The 17105-nt window shown below is 71.1% G+C and carries 15 protein-coding genes; 13 read left to right on the plus strand and 2 right to left on the minus strand.

Annotated features, from left to right (window positions below; genetic code table 11):
* Window positions 1-167 precede the first annotated feature (167 nt).
* From ruvC to ACFC0G_RS32400, 8 genes are all read left to right on the plus strand, one after another.
* Window positions 168-731 (plus strand): crossover junction endodeoxyribonuclease RuvC, encoded by a 564-nt coding sequence (ruvC, locus tag ACFC0G_RS32365; RefSeq protein WP_376410232.1) that lies wholly within the window; start codon window positions 168-170, stop codon window positions 729-731.
* Window positions 728-1360 (plus strand): Holliday junction branch migration protein RuvA, encoded by a 633-nt coding sequence (gene ruvA / locus ACFC0G_RS32370; protein WP_376410235.1) that lies wholly within the window; start codon window positions 728-730, stop codon window positions 1358-1360. The genes ruvC and ruvA overlap by 4 nt, the downstream gene beginning before the upstream one ends.
* 66 nt (window positions 1361-1426) lie before the next feature.
* On the plus strand, window positions 1427-2515 hold the full coding sequence (gene ruvB / locus ACFC0G_RS32375; RefSeq protein WP_376410238.1) for a Holliday junction branch migration DNA helicase RuvB: 1089 nt from the start codon (window positions 1427-1429) through the stop codon (window positions 2513-2515).
* Between the two features lie 165 nt (window positions 2516-2680).
* Complete coding sequence (gene yajC / locus ACFC0G_RS32380) at window positions 2681-3181, plus strand: preprotein translocase subunit YajC (protein WP_376410241.1); 501 nt, start codon at window positions 2681-2683, stop codon at window positions 3179-3181.
* Between the two features lie 144 nt (window positions 3182-3325).
* Window positions 3326-5095 (plus strand): protein translocase subunit SecD, encoded by a 1770-nt coding sequence (secD, locus tag ACFC0G_RS32385; protein WP_376410244.1) that lies wholly within the window; start codon window positions 3326-3328, stop codon window positions 5093-5095.
* A gap of 1 nt (window position 5096) precedes the next feature.
* On the plus strand, window positions 5097-6164 hold the full coding sequence (gene secF, locus ACFC0G_RS32390) for a protein translocase subunit SecF (RefSeq protein ID WP_376410247.1): 1068 nt from the start codon (window positions 5097-5099) through the stop codon (window positions 6162-6164).
* Complete coding sequence (locus ACFC0G_RS32395; protein ID WP_376410250.1) at window positions 6161-6712, plus strand: adenine phosphoribosyltransferase; 552 nt, start codon at window positions 6161-6163, stop codon at window positions 6710-6712. The genes secF and ACFC0G_RS32395 overlap by 4 nt, the downstream gene beginning before the upstream one ends.
* Before the next feature lie 219 nt (window positions 6713-6931).
* Window positions 6932-9415 (plus strand): RelA/SpoT family protein, encoded by a 2484-nt coding sequence (locus ACFC0G_RS32400; RefSeq protein ID WP_376410253.1) that lies wholly within the window; start codon window positions 6932-6934, stop codon window positions 9413-9415.
* Between the two features lie 69 nt (window positions 9416-9484).
* Here the strand turns inward: ACFC0G_RS32400 and ACFC0G_RS32405 are convergent, their stop codons facing one another.
* Both ACFC0G_RS32405 and ACFC0G_RS32410 read right to left on the minus strand, forming a co-directional pair.
* Window positions 9485-10714 carry a DUF349 domain-containing protein gene (locus ACFC0G_RS32405; protein ID WP_376410256.1) on the minus strand — a complete coding sequence of 410 codons (1230 nt, stop codon included), beginning with the start codon at window positions 10712-10714 and terminating at the stop codon, window positions 9485-9487.
* 201 nt (window positions 10715-10915) lie between these two features.
* On the minus strand, window positions 10916-11710 hold the full coding sequence (locus ACFC0G_RS32410) for a peptidylprolyl isomerase (protein ID WP_376410259.1): 795 nt from the start codon (window positions 11708-11710) through the stop codon (window positions 10916-10918).
* Between the two features lie 162 nt (window positions 11711-11872).
* Between ACFC0G_RS32410 and ACFC0G_RS32415 the strand changes: the two genes are divergently transcribed.
* From ACFC0G_RS32415 to rpsD, 5 genes are all read left to right on the plus strand, one after another.
* Window positions 11873-12580 (plus strand): MBL fold metallo-hydrolase, encoded by a 708-nt coding sequence (locus tag ACFC0G_RS32415; protein WP_356677684.1) that lies wholly within the window; start codon window positions 11873-11875, stop codon window positions 12578-12580.
* A gap of 11 nt (window positions 12581-12591) precedes the next feature.
* Window positions 12592-13854: a histidine--tRNA ligase gene (hisS, locus tag ACFC0G_RS32420; RefSeq protein WP_376410263.1), complete on the plus strand. Its 1263-nt coding sequence runs from the start codon at window positions 12592-12594 to the stop codon at window positions 13852-13854.
* A 174-nt stretch (window positions 13855-14028) separates the two neighbouring features.
* Window positions 14029-14655: a vitamin K epoxide reductase family protein gene (locus ACFC0G_RS32425; RefSeq protein WP_376410266.1), complete on the plus strand. Its 627-nt coding sequence runs from the start codon at window positions 14029-14031 to the stop codon at window positions 14653-14655.
* Between the two features lie 42 nt (window positions 14656-14697).
* The gene (locus ACFC0G_RS32430; RefSeq protein ID WP_376410558.1) at window positions 14698-16053 is read left to right on the plus strand and encodes a replication-associated recombination protein A; all 1356 of its coding nucleotides are present in this window, start codon (window positions 14698-14700) and stop codon (window positions 16051-16053) included.
* Between the two features lie 427 nt (window positions 16054-16480).
* Window positions 16481-17095, plus strand: a complete 615-nt coding sequence (gene rpsD / locus ACFC0G_RS32435) for a 30S ribosomal protein S4 (protein WP_024758279.1) — start codon at window positions 16481-16483, stop codon at window positions 17093-17095.
* Window positions 17096-17105 lie beyond the last annotated feature (10 nt).

The following is a 17105-nucleotide window of genomic DNA, read 5'->3' on the forward strand; positions in this document are numbered from 1 at the left end:
GCCTCCGTTTCTCCGCCCCCCCCCCCGTCCCCCGGCGTGCTGGTGGCCCCCCCGGGCCCACCGCCGGGGGCCCCCGGGCCCCCCCCCCCCGCCCCCCCGCTGCGTTGTCAGTGGCAGCCGATAGCCTGCACAAACAGTTGAGCGACAGCGGTCCAGGGAGGGGCACAGTGCGCGTTCTCGGGGTGGACCCCGGGCTGACCCGGTGCGGCATCGGCGTCGTCGAGGGCGTCGCCGGCCGGCCGCTGACCATGCTCGGGGTCGGCGTGGTCCGGACGGCGGCCGACGACGACATCGGCGTGCGCCTGGTCGGCATCGAGCGGGGCATCGAGGAGTGGCTCGACCGCTTCTCGCCCGAACTGGTCGCCGTGGAGCGGGTGTTCGCCCAGCACAACGTGCGTACGGTGATGGGCACCGCCCAGGCGAGCGCGGTCGCCATGCTGTGCGCCTCGCGCCGCGGCATCCCCGTCGCCCTGCACACCCCCAGCGAGGTCAAGGCCGCCGTCACCGGCAGCGGGCGGGCCGACAAGGCCCAGGTCGGGGCCATGGTGACCCGGCTCCTGCGGCTCTCCGCGCCGCCCAAGCCGGCCGACGCCGCCGACGCCCTCGCGCTCGCCATCTGCCACATCTGGCGGGCCCCCGCGCAGAACCGCCTCCAGCAGGCCGTCGCCCAGAACCGTCTCCAGCAGGCGGTCGCCCAGCAGGCGTCCGCAGTGAAAGGCCGAACCCGATGATCGCCTTCGTCAGCGGCCCGGTCGCCGCGCTCGCCCCCACCACCGCCGTGATCGAGGTCGGCGGCGTGGGCATGGCCGTCCAGTGCACGCCGAACACCCTCTCCGCCCTGAGGATCGGCCAGGAGGCCCGGCTCGCCACCTCCCTGGTGGTGCGCGAGGACTCGCTCACCCTGTACGGCTTCGCCGACGACGACGAGCGGCAGGTCTTCGAACTCCTCCAGACCGCCAGCGGCGTCGGCCCCCGCCTCGCGCAGGCGATGCTCGGCGTGCACAGCCCCGACGCGCTGCGCATCGCCGTCTCCACCGGCGACGAGAAGGCCCTCACCGCCGTCCCCGGCATCGGCAAGAAGGGCGCGCAGAAGCTCCTCCTCGAACTGAAGGACAAGCTCGGCGCCCCCCTCGGCAGCAGCGGCATGGTCGGCGCGCAGCGCGCCGCGGCCTCCGGGCCCGCGCCCTGGACCGAGCAGCTGTCCGCCGCGCTGATCGGGCTCGGCTACGCGAGCCGCGAGGCCGAGGAGGCCGTCAGCGCCGTCACCCCGCAGGCCGAGGCCGCCCTCGCCGAGACCGGCACCGCGCCCGTACCTCAGCTGCTCCGCGCCGCCCTGCAGACCCTCAACCGCACCCGCTGACCACGCCCCGGCCCCCGGCGGGCCGGTCGCTCCCCCTCCGACCGTACGAACGAGAAGGCATCCACCGTGAACTGGGACGACGACATCACCGCCGAGGCAGCCGAGGCCGAGGCGCGGATCGTCGACGCCGCGGCCGAGGGGGACGACCAGGCCGTCGAGGCCGCCCTGCGCCCCAAGGACCTCAGCGAGTTCGTCGGTCAGGAGAAGGTCCGCCAGCAGCTCGACCTCGTCCTCAAGGCCGCCCGCCAGCGCGGCGCCACCGCCGACCACGTGCTGCTCTCCGGCGCCCCCGGCCTCGGCAAGACCACCCTCTCGATGATCATCGCGGCCGAGATGAACGCACCGATCCGCATCACCTCCGGCCCCGCCATCCAGCACGCCGGCGACCTCGCAGCGATCCTCTCCTCCCTCCAGGAGGGCGAGATCCTCTTCCTCGACGAGATCCACCGGATGTCCCGGCCGGCCGAGGAGATGCTCTACATGGCGATGGAGGACTTCCGCGTCGACGTCATCGTCGGCAAGGGCCCCGGCGCCACCGCCATCCCCCTGGAACTCCCGCCCTTCACCCTGGTCGGCGCCACCACCCGGGCCGGACTCCTGCCGCCGCCGCTGCGCGACCGCTTCGGCTTCACCGCCCACATGGAGTTCTACGACCCGGGCGAGCTCCAGCGCGTGATCCACCGCTCCGCCGGACTCCTCGACGTCGAGATCGACCCCGCCGGCGCCGCCGAGATCGCCGGCCGCTCCCGCGGCACCCCCCGCATCGCCAACCGCCTGCTGCGCCGGGTCCGCGACTACGCGCAGGTCAAGGCCGACGGAGTGATCAACCGGGAGATCGCCGAGGCCGCCCTCCGGGTGTACGAGGTGGACAGCCGCGGCCTCGACCGGCTCGACCGCGCCGTCCTGGAGGCCCTCCTCAAGCTCTTCGGCGGCGGCCCCGTCGGTCTGTCCACCCTCGCCGTCGCCGTGGGGGAGGAGCGCGAGACCGTCGAGGAGGTCGCCGAACCCTTCCTCGTTCGCGAAGGTCTGCTGGCCCGTACGCCCCGTGGCCGGGTCGCCACTCCCGCGGCATGGACCCACCTCGGACTGGTTCCGCCGCAGGCAGCGGGCCCCGGGACGTCCGGAAGCGGACAACAGGGGCTCTTCGGGGCGTGACGGTGGTGACACTCGCCCGGACCGGAACCGGGGTGCGATGCTGGACGTTGTTCCATCGATGCGGACTCGCCTAGACTCCGCCGATGCCGCCCTTTCTGGTCGGCGCGCCCACCCCCGAAGATCAGGCCGCGGGTTCTCCGCGACCGTGCGAAGGAAACCCGTCCCGTGAGCATCGTGACCCTCCTCCCCTTCATCGTCCTCATCGGGGCCATGTTCCTGATGACCCGCTCTGCCAAGAAGAAGCAGCAGGCGGCGGCGCAGATGCGCAACGAGATGCAGCCCGGCACCGGCGTACGGACCATCGGGGGCATGTACGCCACCGTCAAGGAGATCGGCGACGAGACCGTCCTCCTCGAGGTCGCGCCCGGCGTCCACGCCGTCTACGCCAAGAACTCGATCGGCGCGGTCCTCGAGGACTCCGAGTACAACCGCATCGTCCACGGCGACGACCCGGAGTCGGACACCGACGCCGTCGTCCCGGACGACGCCTCCTCGCTCACCGAGACCGCCGAGGCCTCGGACAAGGACGCGGAGAAGGACACGGAGGCCGTCGAGTCCGAGGACGCGGCGCCGAAGGCCGACCTGACGAAGAAGGCGGACGCGGCCGAGGCCGGCACCGAGGGGCAGAAGGACGGCAAGGCCGACGGCGAGACCGACGCGAAGTAGTCGCGGCCGGGGACCCCGCGTACGCCCACCGGCGGGCGCGGTCTCCGGAACGGTTGCACGTCTGCGGGGGCAGGTCCCCACACACACTTCGTGGCCGTCTCACGCATACCCGGCGCGAGACGGTTGGACAGGGAGATACGACAGGTGGCAGCACCGAAGAAGGGCCGAAGGCCGGCGGGGGGACAGAGCCGTCCGGGCCGCGCCCTGGCATTCATCCTGATTGCCATGGTCGCGCTCACCGGCGGCATGTTCTGGTCGGGGCACACCACCCCGCGCCTCGGCATCGACCTCGCCGGCGGAACGTCGATCACGCTCAAGGCGAAGGCCGAACCCGGCCAGGAGTCGGCGGTCAACGAGACCAACATGAACACGGCGGTCGGCATCATCGAGCGCCGTGTCAACGGTCTGGGTGTCTCCGAAGCCGAGGTCCAGACCCAGGGCCGCGAGAACATCATCGTCAACATCCCCCGGGGAACGAACGAGAAGCAGGCCCGCGAGCAGGTCGGCACCACCGCCCAGCTCTACTTCCGGCCCGTTCTCACCGTCGCCGACGGCGGACCCCCGGCGGCGCCCAGCGCCACCCCCTCGGGCTCCCCCTCGGGAACTCCCTCGGCCAAGCCGTCCTCCACCGGCGCGAGCGTCGGTGAGAAGTCGGCCACCCCGACGGCCACCGCCACCACGCAGGGCCGCGCGGTCAGCGAGGCCCTCAAGGCCCCGAGCCCGACGCCCACGGCGAGCTCCTCGTCCTCCGCGAAGCCGAAGGCCACCGGGACCCCGCAGGCGACCCCGACGCCGGACGCCGCCACCGCGGCTCTCCAGCAGAAGTTCGCGACCCTGAACTGCCTCGACCCCAAGCAGCGCGCCGCCGCCGGCGAGGGCGTCAAGCCCGAACAGCCGACCGTCGCCTGTGGCGAGGACAACCCGGGCGTGTGGGCGAAGTACCTCCTCGGCCCGGCCGAGGTCGAGGGCCGTGACGTCGACGACGCCAGCGCCGGCATCGACCAGCAGAGCGGCCAGTGGATCGTCGACATGGCGTTCACCGACGAGGGCTCCAAGAAGTTCCAGTCGATCACCGGCAAGCTGTCGCAGCAGGCCGACCCGCAGAACCGCTTCGCGATCGTCCTCGACGGCGAGGTCGTGTCGGCCCCGTCGGTCCGTACGACGCTGAGCGCCAACGCGCAGATCTCCGGCAACTTCACCCAGCAGTCCGCCCAGGACCTCGGCAACATCCTGTCCTACGGCGCCCTGCCGCTCTCCTTCGAGACCCAGAGCGTCGACACCGTCACCGCCGCGCTCGGCAGCGACCAGCTGGAGGCCGGCCTGATCGCCGGCGCCATCGGTCTCGCGCTGGTCGTCATCTACCTGGTCGCCTACTACCGCGGCCTGTCGATGATCGCCATCCTCAGCCTCGGCGTCTCCGCGCTCCTCACCTACGTGCTCATGGCCCTGCTCGGCCCGGCCATCGGCTTCGCGCTGAACCTGCCGGCCGTCTGCGGCGCCATCGTCGCCATCGGTATCACCGCGGACTCGTTCATCGTCTACTTCGAGCGCATCCGCGACGAGCTCCGCGAGGGCCGCACGCTCCGCCCGGCCGTCGAGCGCGCCTGGCCGCGCGCCCGCCGCACCATCCTGGTCTCCGACTTCGTGTCGTTCCTGGCCGCGGCCGTGCTGTTCATCGTCACCGTCGGCAAGGTCAAGGGCTTCGCGTTCACGCTCGGCCTGACCACCCTGCTCGACATCGTGGTCGTCTTCCTCTTCACCAAGCCGGTCATGACGCTGCTCGCCAGGACCAAGTTCTTCGGCAACGGTCACCCGTGGTCGGGTCTCGACCCGAAGCGTCTCGGCGCCAAGCCGCCGCTGCGCCGCTCCCGCCGTGCCACTGCCCCCGCCGCCGCCGACCCGAAGGAGGCGTGAGATGTCGAAGCTCGGAGATCTCGGCGCCCGGCTCCACCGCGGTGAGGTCGGCTACGACTTCATCGGCAACCGCAAGATCTGGTATGGCCTGTCCATCCTGATCACCATCACCGCCATCGTCGCCCTGGCCGTCCGCGGCCTCAACATGGGCATCGAGTTCCAGGGCGGCGCGGTCTTCACCACCCCGAAGTCGGAAGTCTCCGTCAGCCAGGCCCAGGAGTACGCGGAAGAGGCCTCCGGCCACGACGCGATCGTCCAGCAGCTCGGCAACGGCTCCCTCCGCATCCAGGTCGGCGGCCTCGACACCGCGCAGTCCGACAAGGTCCGCGCGGAGCTCGCCAAGGACCTGAACGTCCCCGAGGACAAGATCGCGGCGGAGATCGTCGGCCCCAGCTGGGGTGAACAGATCGCCACCAAGGCCTGGACGGGCCTGGCGGTCTTCATGATCCTCGTGGTGATCTATCTGGCCATCGCCTTCGAGTGGAGAATGGCGGTCGCGGCACTGATCGCCCTCATCCACGACCTCACGATCACGGTGGGCATCTACTCACTGGTCGGCTTCGAGGTCACGGTCGGTACGGTCATCGGTCTGCTGACGATCCTCGGCTACTCGCTGTACGACACGGTCGTCGTCTTCGACTCCCTCAAGGAACAGACGAAGGACATCACGAAGCAGACCCGCTTCACCTACAGCGAGCTGGCCAACCGCTCGATCAACGGCACCCTGGTCCGTTCGATCAACACCACCGTCGTCGCGCTGCTGCCGGTCGCCGGCCTGCTCTTCATCGGTGGCGGCGTCCTCGGCGCCGGCATGCTGAACGACATCTCGCTGTCGCTGTTCGTGGGTCTCGCCGCCGGTGCGTACTCGTCGATCTTCATCGCCACCCCGCTCGTCGCCGACCTCAAGGAGCGCGAGCCGGCGATCAGGGCGCTCAAGAAGCGCATCCAGGCCAAGCGGGCCTCCGCCGCCGCCAAGGGCGAGTCGCCGGACGCCGCGGACGAGCTGTCCGAGGCCGCCGTCGTCGGCCCGCGCGTCAGCCGGCACGGAGCCCAGGAGCACCGCGGATGACCGCCGGAACACAGGACGTCACCGAGCTGCTGCTCAGCCGCATCCGCGACGTCCCCGACTACCCGAAGCCGGGCGTGCTGTTCAAGGACATCACGCCGCTGCTCGCGGACCCGGCGGCGTTCACGGCCCTCACCGACGCCCTCGCCGCGCTGTGCTCCGCGCACGGCGCGACGAAGATCGTCGGCCTGGAGGCCCGCGGCTTCATCCTGGCCGCCCCCGTGGCGATCCGCGCGGGCCTGGGCTTCATCCCGGTCCGCAAGGCCGGGAAGCTCCCCGGGGCCACGCTCAGCCAGGCCTACGAGCTGGAGTACGGCACCGCCGAGATCGAGGTGCACGCCGAGGACCTCGCCGCGGGCGACCGCGTCATGGTCATCGACGACGTCCTCGCCACCGGTGGCACGGCCGAGGCCTCGATCGAGCTCGTCCGCCGCGCCGGCGCCGAGGTCGCGGGCGTCGCCGTCCTCATGGAGCTCGGCTTCCTCCCGGGCCGCGCCCGGCTGGAACCGGTCCTGAACGGCGCCCCGCTCACGGCGCTGATCACTGTCTGACCGCACGGTCCGACAGCAAGGCCCACAGGGGCGCTCCGGGGAATCCCCGGAGCGCCCCCGCTGTTTTCCCGATATGTCCCCGTACGGGGACCGATGGGCGCGCTTCCCCCACCGCCCGTGCCGCCCGCGCCCCGGGCGCGTGAGCAGGGCCGGTCGTGGCTCGATACCATGGCCTTTCCGGGCCTGACCGGGGGACCCGGAACCGCACGAGGAGCGCTCTTGCCAGACGAGGCCCAGTCACTCTCCGCCGCGCAGCCCGACCCGAAGGCCGAAAAGGCCGCGCAGGGAACCGGCACGCCCCAGAACAAGCCCGCGGAGACCGGGCCCGCGCCCGAGGCGCCCGCCCCGGCCCCGGCGCCCACCCCGGCCTCGACCGCCCGGCCCGCCCCGGCCGCGCCCGCCCGCTCGGGCGGCTCGTCCAACCGCGTCCGCGCGCGCCTCGCCCGCCTCGGCGTCCAGCGCTCCTCCCCGTACAACCCGGTCCTGGAACCGCTGCTGAGGATCGTCCGCTCCAACGACCCCAAGATCGAGACCGCGACCCTCCGCCAGATCGAGCGCGCCTACCAGGTCGCCGAACGCTGGCACCGCGGCCAGAAGCGCAAGAGCGGCGACCCGTACATCACGCACCCGCTCGCCGTCACCACGATCCTCGCCGAGCTCGGCATGGACCCGGCGACGCTGATGGCCGGGCTGCTCCACGACACCGTCGAGGACACCGAGTACGGCCTGGAGGACCTGCGCCGCGACTTCGGCGACCAGGTGACCCTGCTCGTCGACGGCGTCACCAAGCTCGACAAGGTCAGGTTCGGCGAGGCCGCACAGGCCGAGACGGTCCGCAAGATGGTCGTCGCCATGGCCAAGGACCCGCGCGTCCTGGTCATCAAGCTCGCCGACCGCCTGCACAACATGCGCACCATGCGCTACCTCAAGCGGGAGAAGCAGGAGAAGAAGGCCCGCGAGACGCTGGAGATCTACGCGCCCCTGGCCCACCGCCTGGGGATGAACACCATCAAGTGGGAGCTGGAGGACCTCGCCTTCGCGATCCTCTACCCCAAGATGTACGACGAGATCGTCCGGCTCGTCGCCGAGCGCGCCCCCAAGCGGGACGAGTACCTCGCCATAGTGACCGACGAGGTCCAGGCCGACCTGCGCGCCGCCCGCATCAAGGCGACCGTCACCGGCCGCCCCAAGCACTACTACAGCGTCTACCAGAAGATGATCGTCCGCGGCCGTGACTTCGCGGAGATCTACGACCTGGTCGGCATCCGCGTCCTCGTGGACACCGTCCGCGACTGTTACGCGGCCCTCGGCACCGTCCACGCGCGATGGAACCCGGTCCCCGGCCGGTTCAAGGACTACATCGCGATGCCGAAGTTCAACATGTACCAGTCGCTGCACACGACGGTCATCGGACCCAACGGCAAGCCCGTCGAGCTCCAGATCCGCACCTTCGACATGCACCGGCGCGCCGAGTACGGCATCGCCGCGCACTGGAAGTACAAGCAGGAGGCCGTCGCGGGCGCCTCCAAGGTCCGTGCCGACGTGCCGAAGAAGGCCGGCAAGGACGACCACCTCAACGACATGGCGTGGCTGCGCCAGCTCCTCGACTGGCAGAAGGAGACCGAGGACCCCAGCGAGTTCCTGGAGTCCCTCCGCTTCGACCTCTCGCGCAACGAGGTCTTCGTCTTCACGCCCAAGGGCGACGTCATCGCGCTGCCCGCCGGCGCCACCCCCGTCGACTTCTCCTACGCGGTCCACACAGAGGTCGGCCACCGCACGATAGGAGCACGGGTCAACGGGCGGCTCGTCCCGCTCGAATCGACCCTCGACAACGGCGACCTGGTCGAGGTCTTCACCTCCAAGGCCGCCGGCGCCGGGCCCTCCCGCGACTGGCTCGGCTTCGTCAAGTCCCCGCGCGCCCGCAACAAGATCCGCGCCTGGTTCTCCAAGGAGCGCCGCGACGAGGCCATCGAGCAGGGCAAGGACGCCATCGCGCGGGCCATGCGCAAGCAGAACCTGCCGATCCAGCGGATCCTCACCGGCGACTCGCTCGTCACCCTCGCCCACGAGATGCGCTACAGCGACATCTCCTCGCTGTACGCGGCGATCGGCGAGGGCCACGTCACCGCCCAGTCCATCGTCCAGAAGCTGGTCCAGGCGCTCGGCGGCGAGGAGGCGGCCACCGAGGACATCGACGAGGCGACCATGCCCACCCGCGGCCGCTCCAAGCGCCGCTCCAGCGCCGACCCCGGCGTCGTCGTCAAGGGCGTCGAGGACGTCTGGGTGAAGCTGGCCCGCTGCTGCACGCCCGTCCCCGGCGACCCGATCATCGGCTTCGTCACCCGCGGAAGTGGCGTATCGGTTCACCGCAGCGACTGCGTGAACGTCGAGTCGCTCTCCCGCGAACCGGAGCGCATCCTCGAGGTGGAGTGGGCACCCACCCAGTCCTCGGTCTTCCTCGTCGCCATCCAGGTCGAGGCCCTGGACCGCTCCCGGCTCCTCTCGGACGTCACCCGGGTCCTCTCGGACCAGCACGTCAACATCCTCTCGGCGGCCGTCCAGACCTCCCGTGACCGGGTGGCCACCTCGCGCTTCACCTTCGAGATGGGCGACCCGAAGCACCTGGGCCACGTCCTGAAGGCCGTCCGGGGCGTGGAGGGCGTCTACGACGTCTACCGCGTGACCTCGGCCCGCAGGCCGTAACGACGGACACGAGGAAGGCCCCCCGGCTCGCTGCCGGGGGGCCTTCCTCGTACGGTCACGGCTTCCGTGTCAGCCGCCGAACTCCTCCAGGCCCTTCATGGCCTGGTCGAGCAGGGCCTGACGGCCCTCCAGCTCGCGGGCGAGCTTGTCGGCCTTGGCGTCGTTGCCGGCGGCGCGGGCCGCGTCGATCTGCTTGCGCAGCTTCTCGACGGCGTCCTGGAGCTGACCGGTCAGACCCGCGGCACGCGCGCGCGCCTCCGGGTTCGTCCGGCGCCACTCGGCCTCCTCGGACTCCTGGAGCGCCCGCTCCACCGTGTGCATCCGGCCCTCGACCTTCGGGCGGGCGTCACGCGGCACGTGGCCGATGGCCTCCCAGCGCTCGTTGAGGGAGCGGAAGGCCGCACGCGCCGCCTTCAGATCCGTCACCGGCAGCAGCTTCTCGGCCTCGGTCGCGAGCTCCTCCTTCAGCTTGAGGTTCTCGGTCTGCTCCGCGTCCCGCTCGGCGAAGACCTCGCCGCGCGCCGCGAAGAAGACGTCCTGGGCGCCGCGGAAGCGGTTCCACAGGTCGTCCTCGTGCTCGCGCTGGGCGCGGCCGGCCGCCTTCCACTCCGTCATCAGGTCGCGGTAGCGGGCCGCCGTGTTGCCCCAGTCGGTGGAGCTCGACAGCGACTCCGCCTCGGCGACCAGGCGCTCCTTGGCCTTGCGCGCGTCCTCGCGCTGGGCGTCCAGCGAGGCGAAGTGGGCCTTGCGGCGCTTCGAGAACGCCGAGCGGGCGTGTGAGAAGCGGTGCCACAGCTCGTCGTCGGACTTGCGGTCCAGCCGGGGGAGACCCTTCCAGGTGTCCACCAGCGCCCGGAGCCGCTCACCCGCGGAGCGCCACTGCTCGCTCTGGGCCAGCTCCTCGGCCTCGGTGACCAGCGTCTCCTTGGCGGTGCGCGCCTCGTCGGTCTGCTTGGCCTTCTGGGCCTTGCGCTCCTCGCGGCGCGAGTCGACCGACGCGACGAGCTTGTCCAGCCGGGCACCGAGCGCGGCCAGGTCGCCGACGGCGTGGTGCTCGTCGATCTGCTGGCGGATGTGCTCGATCGCGGCGGTGGCGTCCTTCGCCGAGAGGTCGGTGGTCCTCACACGCTTCTCGAGGAGGCCGATCTCGACCACCAAGCCCTCGTACTTGCGCTCGAAGTAGGCCAGGGCCTCCTCAGGGGTGCCGGCCTGCCACGATCCGACGACCTTCTCACCCTCGGCCGTCCGCACGTACACGGTGCCCGTCTCGTCGACGCGGCCCCACGGGTCGCTGCTCACAGCGCCTCCTCACCATGATGCCGTCGTGGGGTGGTACCCCCCGGGCATCGTCCACAGTTTCCCGGCGGGCCTCGCCCGCCTTCCGCAGCGCGCGGCCGAAGGCCCACGCTGCACAACGCCAATCTAGGCGAACCGCGGCCCGGCTGTCCGCACTCAGCGCGACCGAAATTCAACGGTCACGCAGGTGTGCGGACGCCCGGCTCACTTCTTCGTGACGGTGGCCTTCTCGATGGTGACGGGCTTCTTCGGGGCGCCGTCCGCGGCACCGCCGACGCCACCGGCCGCGGCCACGGCCTGGACCGCCTTGAGACCGGCCGCGTCCATCGTCCCGAACGGGGTGTACTGCGGCGGCAGCTTGCTGTCCTTGTAGACGAGGAAGAACTGCGAACCGCCCGTGCCCGGCTGCCCGGTGTTGGCCATGGCGACGGTGCCGGCCGGGTAGGTCACCTTGCCGTCCGCGCCGGCCTTGCCGAGGGCGGTCAGGTTCTCGTCCGGAATGTTGTAGCCCGGGCCGCCGGTCCCCTCACCCGTCGGGTCGCCGCACTGGAGCACGAAGATGCCCCCGGTGGTGAGGCGGTGGCACTTGCTCCCGTCGAAGTACTTCTTCGCCGCGAGGTGGTGGAAGGAGTTCACCGTGTGCGGGGTCTTCGCCGCGTCCATGGCGATCGCGATGTCGCCCTCGTTGGTCTTGAGGGACATCGTGTACGTGCCCTTGGCGTCCACGGCCATCTTCGGCTCGGGCGATGCCGACTCGCTCTGCGAGGGCGTCGGCGTGGCGGGCGAGTCGCCCGCCGCCGCGTCCGAGCCCTTCTTCGAGTCGTCGGTCAGCGCCACGGAGGCGTACACGGCACCGCCGGCGGCCAGCACCACCGCCAGTGCGGCCGCGATGACGGTGTTGCGCCGCTTCGCCTTGCGCCGGTTCTCCTCCCGCCGCTGCTGCTGCCGCGCGTACTTCTCCCTGGCAAGCTGCCGCCGCCGCTGATCGCTCGTGACCACCGGGTCCGCTCCTGTCGCTCGTCTGTTCCTGTCCTGGCCGGATGTGCCCGTACCGTATACGGGTTGGCTGTGGAACCGGCAGCGCCGGTAGGCTCTGATCTGCCGAATCCCGTCATTCCCGGGATTTCCGCGCCCTGTGCCGGACGACATCTAAGGACGAACGTGCTGATTGCCGGGTTCCCCGCCGGGGCCTGGGGGACCAATTGCTATCTGGTCGCCCCCGCCGCAGGCGAGGAGTGCGTGATCATCGACCCGGGCCACCAGGCCGCCCAGGGAGTCGAGGAGACGCTGAAGAAGCATCGGCTCAAGCCCGTCGCCGTCGTCCTCACGCATGGACACATCGACCACGTCGCCTCCGTGGTCCCGGTGTGCGGCGCCCATGACGTCCCCGCGTGGATCCACCCGTCCGACCGCTACATGATGAGCGACCCGGAGAAGGCCCTCGGCCGCTCCATCGGGATGCCCCTCATGGGCGAGCTGACCGTGGGGGAGCCCGACGACGTGCGGGAGCTCACCGACGGCGCCGAGCTGAAGCTCGCCGGGCTGGACTTCTCCGTCGCCCACGCGCCCGGTCATACCAAGGGGTCGGTGACCTTCCGGATGCCCCAGAGCGCGGACGTTCCGTCCGTGTTCTTCTCGGGGGATCTGCTCTTCGCCGGCTCCATCGGACGCACCGACCTGCCCGGCGGTGACATGGACGAGATGCTCGAATCGCTGGCCCGCGTGTGCCTGCCCCTCGACAACTCGACCGTGGTGCTTTCGGGACACGGTCCCCAGACGACCATCGGCCAGGAGCGCGCCACGAACCCCTATCTGCGGGACGTGGCCTCCGGCCTCGGGAGCACGAAGGCTCCCCGACGAGGAATGTGACGAAGATCCACGTGAGCACCTTCAAGGCCCCCAAGGGCACCTACGACCTGCTGCCGCCCCGCTCCGCGACGTTCCTCGCGGTGCGCGAGGCGATCTCCACCCCGCTGCGGAACTCCGGTTACGGCTACGTCGAGACCCCCGGCTTCGAGGACGTGAAGCTGTTCTCCCGCGGTGTCGGCGAGTCCACCGACATCGTGAGCAAGGAGATGTACACCCTCACGACCAAGGGCGGCGACGAGCTGGCCCTCCGGCCGGAGGGCACCGCGTCCGTCCTGCGCGCGGCGCTCCAGGGCAACCTGCACAAGCTCGGCAACCTGCCGGTCAAGCTCTGGTACTCCGGCTCGTACTACCGCTACGAGCGCGCCCAGGCGGGCCGCTACCGCCACTTCTCGCAGGTCGGCGCCGAGGCGATCGGCGCCGAGGACCCGGCGCTCGACGCCGAGCTGATCATCCTCGCCGACCAGGCGTACCGCACGCTCGGCCTGCGGAACTTCCGCATCCTGCTGAACTCGCTCGGCGACAAGGAGTGCCGTCCCGTCTACCGGGAGGCCCTCCAGAGCTTCCTGCGCGGCCTCGACCTCGACGAGGAGACCCTGCGCCGCGCCGAGATCAACCCGCTGCGCGTCCTCGACGACAAGCGCGAGTCCGTGCAGAAGCAGCTGGTCGGCGCGCCGCTCCTGCGCGACTACCTGTGCGACGCGTGCAAGGCGTACCACGAGGAGGTGCGCGCCCTGATCACCGCGGCGGGCGTGGTCTTCGAGGACGACGCCAAGCTGGTGCGCGGCCTCGACTACTACACCCGTACCACCTTCGAGTTCGTCCACGACGGTCTCGGCTCGCAGTCGGCGGTCGGCGGCGGCGGCCGCTACGACGGCCTCTCCGAGATGATCGGCGGCCCCGCGCTGCCGTCCGTGGGCTGGGCGCTCGGCGTCGACCGCACGGTCCTCGCCCTGGAGGCGGAGGGGGTCGTGCTCGACATCCCCGGCGCCACCAGCGTCTTCGCGGTGGCCCTCGGCGACGAGGCGCGCCGCGTCCTCTTCGGCAAGGTCACCGAGCTGCGCAGGGAGGGCATCGCCGCGGACTTCTCCTTCGGCGGCAAGGGCCTCAAGGGCGCCATGAAGGACGCCAACCGCTCGGGCGCCCGCCTCGCCGTCGTCGCCGGCGAGCGCGACCTCGCCGAGGGCGTCGTCCAGCTCAAGGACATGGAGTCCGGCGAGCAGCAGGCCGTCGCCGTGGACGCCCTGCTGGACGCGGTACGCGCCAAGCTGGCCTGACGGACCGTACGGACGGAGGGGCCCGGACCGCGTGAAGCGGCCCGGGCCCCTCCGCGTCCCGGCGTCCCCGGGATCCTCGCGTCCACGTGCTTATGTCCACCGAACGGTGGACACGGGGACCCGTACGGCAGAATGACCCTGCCCACAAGGCCCGCGAGCGAGGGAACAGGTGACATGGCGAAGGCAGCGGTGGACGAGGTCGCGTCCGGCCGGGACGGCGGCGGCACGATCGGGGCGAGCCGGGCCTTCTCCTGGCTGCTCGTGATCACCGGAGCGGCCGGACTGCTCGCCTCCTGGATCATCACGATCGACAAGATCAAGCTTCTCGAGGACCCGAACTTCACGCCGGGCTGCAGCCTCAACCCGATCGTGTCCTGCGGCAACATCATGAAGAGCGAGCAGGCCGCGGTCTTCGGCTTCCCCAACCCGATGCTCGGCCTCGTCACGTACGCCATGGTCATCGCGATCGGCGTGGGCCTGCTCGCCGGCGCCCGCTACCGCCGCTGGTACTGGCTCGGCCTCAACGCCGGCACGCTCTTCGGCGTCGGCTTCTGCACCTGGCTCATGTACCAGTCGCTGTACGAGATCAACTCGCTCTGCCTGTGGTGCTGCCTGGCCTGGGTCGCCACCATCGTCATGTTCTGGTACGTGACCTCGCACAACGTCCGGCGCGGCGTCATCCCCGCCCCCAACGGCTTGAAGACCTTCTTCGACGAGTTCACCTGGCTCCTCCCCGTCCTGCACATCGGGATCATCGGGATGCTGATCCTGACCCGCTGGTGGGACTTCTGGACCGGCTGACGGCGACCGCGCTGTCGGTGGCGTGACCTAGGCTTCATGACTGTGGAGCCCGACCTCTTTACCGCAGCCGCCGAAGACCGCCAGGAGAAGGACCCGTCCAGCAGCCCGCTGGCCGTCCGGATGCGCCCCCGCACCCTCGACGAGGTGGTGGGCCAGCAGCACCTGCTGAAGCCCGGCTCGCCGCTGCGCCGGCTCGTCGGGGACGGCGACGGCGGCCCCGCCGGCGCCTCCTCGGTGATCCTCTGGGGCCCGCCCGGCATCGGCAAGACCACCCTCGCGTACGTCGTCTCGAAGGCGACCGACAAGCGGTTCGTGGAGCTGTCCGCGATCACCGCGGGCGTCAAGGAGGTCCGGGCCGTCATCGACGGCGCCCGGCGCGCGGTCGGCGGCTACGGCAAGGAGACCGTCCTCTTCCTCGACGAGATCCACCGCTTCTCCAAGGCCCAGCAGGACTCGCTGCTTCCTGCCGTGGAGAACCGCTGGGTGACGCTGATCGCCGCCACCACGGAGAACCCCTACTTCTCGGTGATCTCCCCGCTCCTCTCCCGCTCGCTGCTCCTCACCCTGGAGCCGCTCACCGACGACGACCTGCGCGGCCTCCTCGCCCGCGCGCTCACCGACGAGCGCGGGCTCGGCGGGGCCGTGACCCTGCCTGAGGACGCCGAGGCCCACCTCCTCCGGGTCGCCGGCGGCGACGCCCGGCGCGCCCTGACCGCCCTGGAGGCGGCCGCCGGCGCCGCCCTCGCCAAGGGGGAGCCGGAGATCACGCTCCAGACGGTCGAGGAGACCGTCGACCGCGCGGCCGTGAAGTACGACAAGGACGGCGACCAGCACTACGACGTGGCCAGCGCGCTCATCAAGTCGATCCGCGGCTCGGACGTGGACGCGGCCCTGCACTACCTGGCGCGGATGATCGAGGCGGGGGAGGACCCGCGCTTCATCGCGCGAAGGCTCATGATCTCGGCGAGCGAGGACATCGGCCTCGCCGATCCGAACGCGCTGCCGATCGCCGTCGCCGCCGCGCAGGCCGTCGCCATGATCGGCTTCCCCGAGGCCGCGCTCACCCTGAGCCACGCCACGATCGCCCTGGCCCTGGCCCCGAAGTCGAACACGGCGACGACGGCGATCTCCGCCGCCCTCGCGGACGTGCGGAACGGCCTCGCCGGATCCGTCCCGCCGCACCTGCGCGACGGCCACTACACGGGCGCCGCCAAGCTCGGCCACGCCCAGGGGTACGTCTACCCGCACGACGTGCCGGGCGGCATCGCGGCCCAGCAGTACGCGCCGGACACGATCCACGGCCGCCGGTACTACGAGCCCACGCGCCACGGCGCGGAGGCACGCTACGCGGACGTGGCGGAGCGGGTCCGGGCCCGACTGAAGGGCGAGGGCGGCTGACGGACCACGGCCTGACCGTGTCCCCGCCCGAGAAGAAGGCCGTCCGGGAGCTCCTGGACACCTGCCGCCGAGGTCCGGCGGCCCCCGGGCGAGGGCACCCCGCGGACCCGGTACACTGGTCCGGATTGCTGCGTCCCGTGCCCGGCTCCGGTCGGCACCACCAGAGCGGGACAGTCAGCCGGAGACCCTGCCCTCGGGCGGGGTTTCCAGGAGCGTCGCGCACCTTCGAAGGTGTCGCGGGCAACCCACCATCACCCGGTTCCCGGGAGCGGCGGTGGGTCGTTCGCGTGCTGCACGTATGTGCCCAGACCTGGGAGCGGCTGCCCGACAGGTCCGTCCCGTACGGACCCGGCGGGTTTCCCGGCTGCGGATGCGACCTCCCCTAACCCTGGTGAAGCCGTTTCGTACAAAGTAGAGAGGTTGGTTCATGCCGAACCAGTCCCGTCCCAAGGTCAAGAAGTCGCGTGCGCTCGGTATCGCGCTGACCCCGAAGGCTGTCAAGTACTTCGAGGCCCGCCCCTACCCGCCGGGCGAGCACGGCCGTGGCCGCAAGCAGAACTCGGACTACAAGGTCCGTCTGCTCGAGAAGCAGCGTCTGCGCGCCCAGTACGACATCAGCGAGCGCCAGATGGCGCGTGCCTACGACCGCGCCAAGAAGGCCGAAGGCAAGACGGGCGAGGCGCTGGTCGTCGAGCTCGAGCGTCGCCTCGACGCCCTGGTCCTGCGTTCGGGCATCGCCCGCACCATCTACCAGGCCCGCCAGATGGTCGTCCACGGCCACATCCAGGTCAACGGTGGCAAGGTCGACAAGCCGTCGTTCCGCGTCCGTCCCGACGACGTCGTGATGGTCCGCGAGCGCAGCCGCACCAAGCCGCTGTTCGAGGTCGCCCGTGAGGGTGGCTTCGCCGCCGACGGTGAGACCCCGCGCTACCTGCAGGTCAACCTGAAGGCCCTGGCCTTCCGCCTCGACCGCGACCCGAACCGCAAGGAAATCCCGGTCATCTGCGACGAGCAGCTGGTCGTCGAGTACTACGCCCGCTGATCCGGGCCCC

The organism is Streptomyces sp. NPDC056169 (genome assembly GCF_042268445.1).
Taxonomy (GTDB): domain Bacteria; phylum Actinomycetota; class Actinomycetes; order Streptomycetales; family Streptomycetaceae; genus Streptomyces.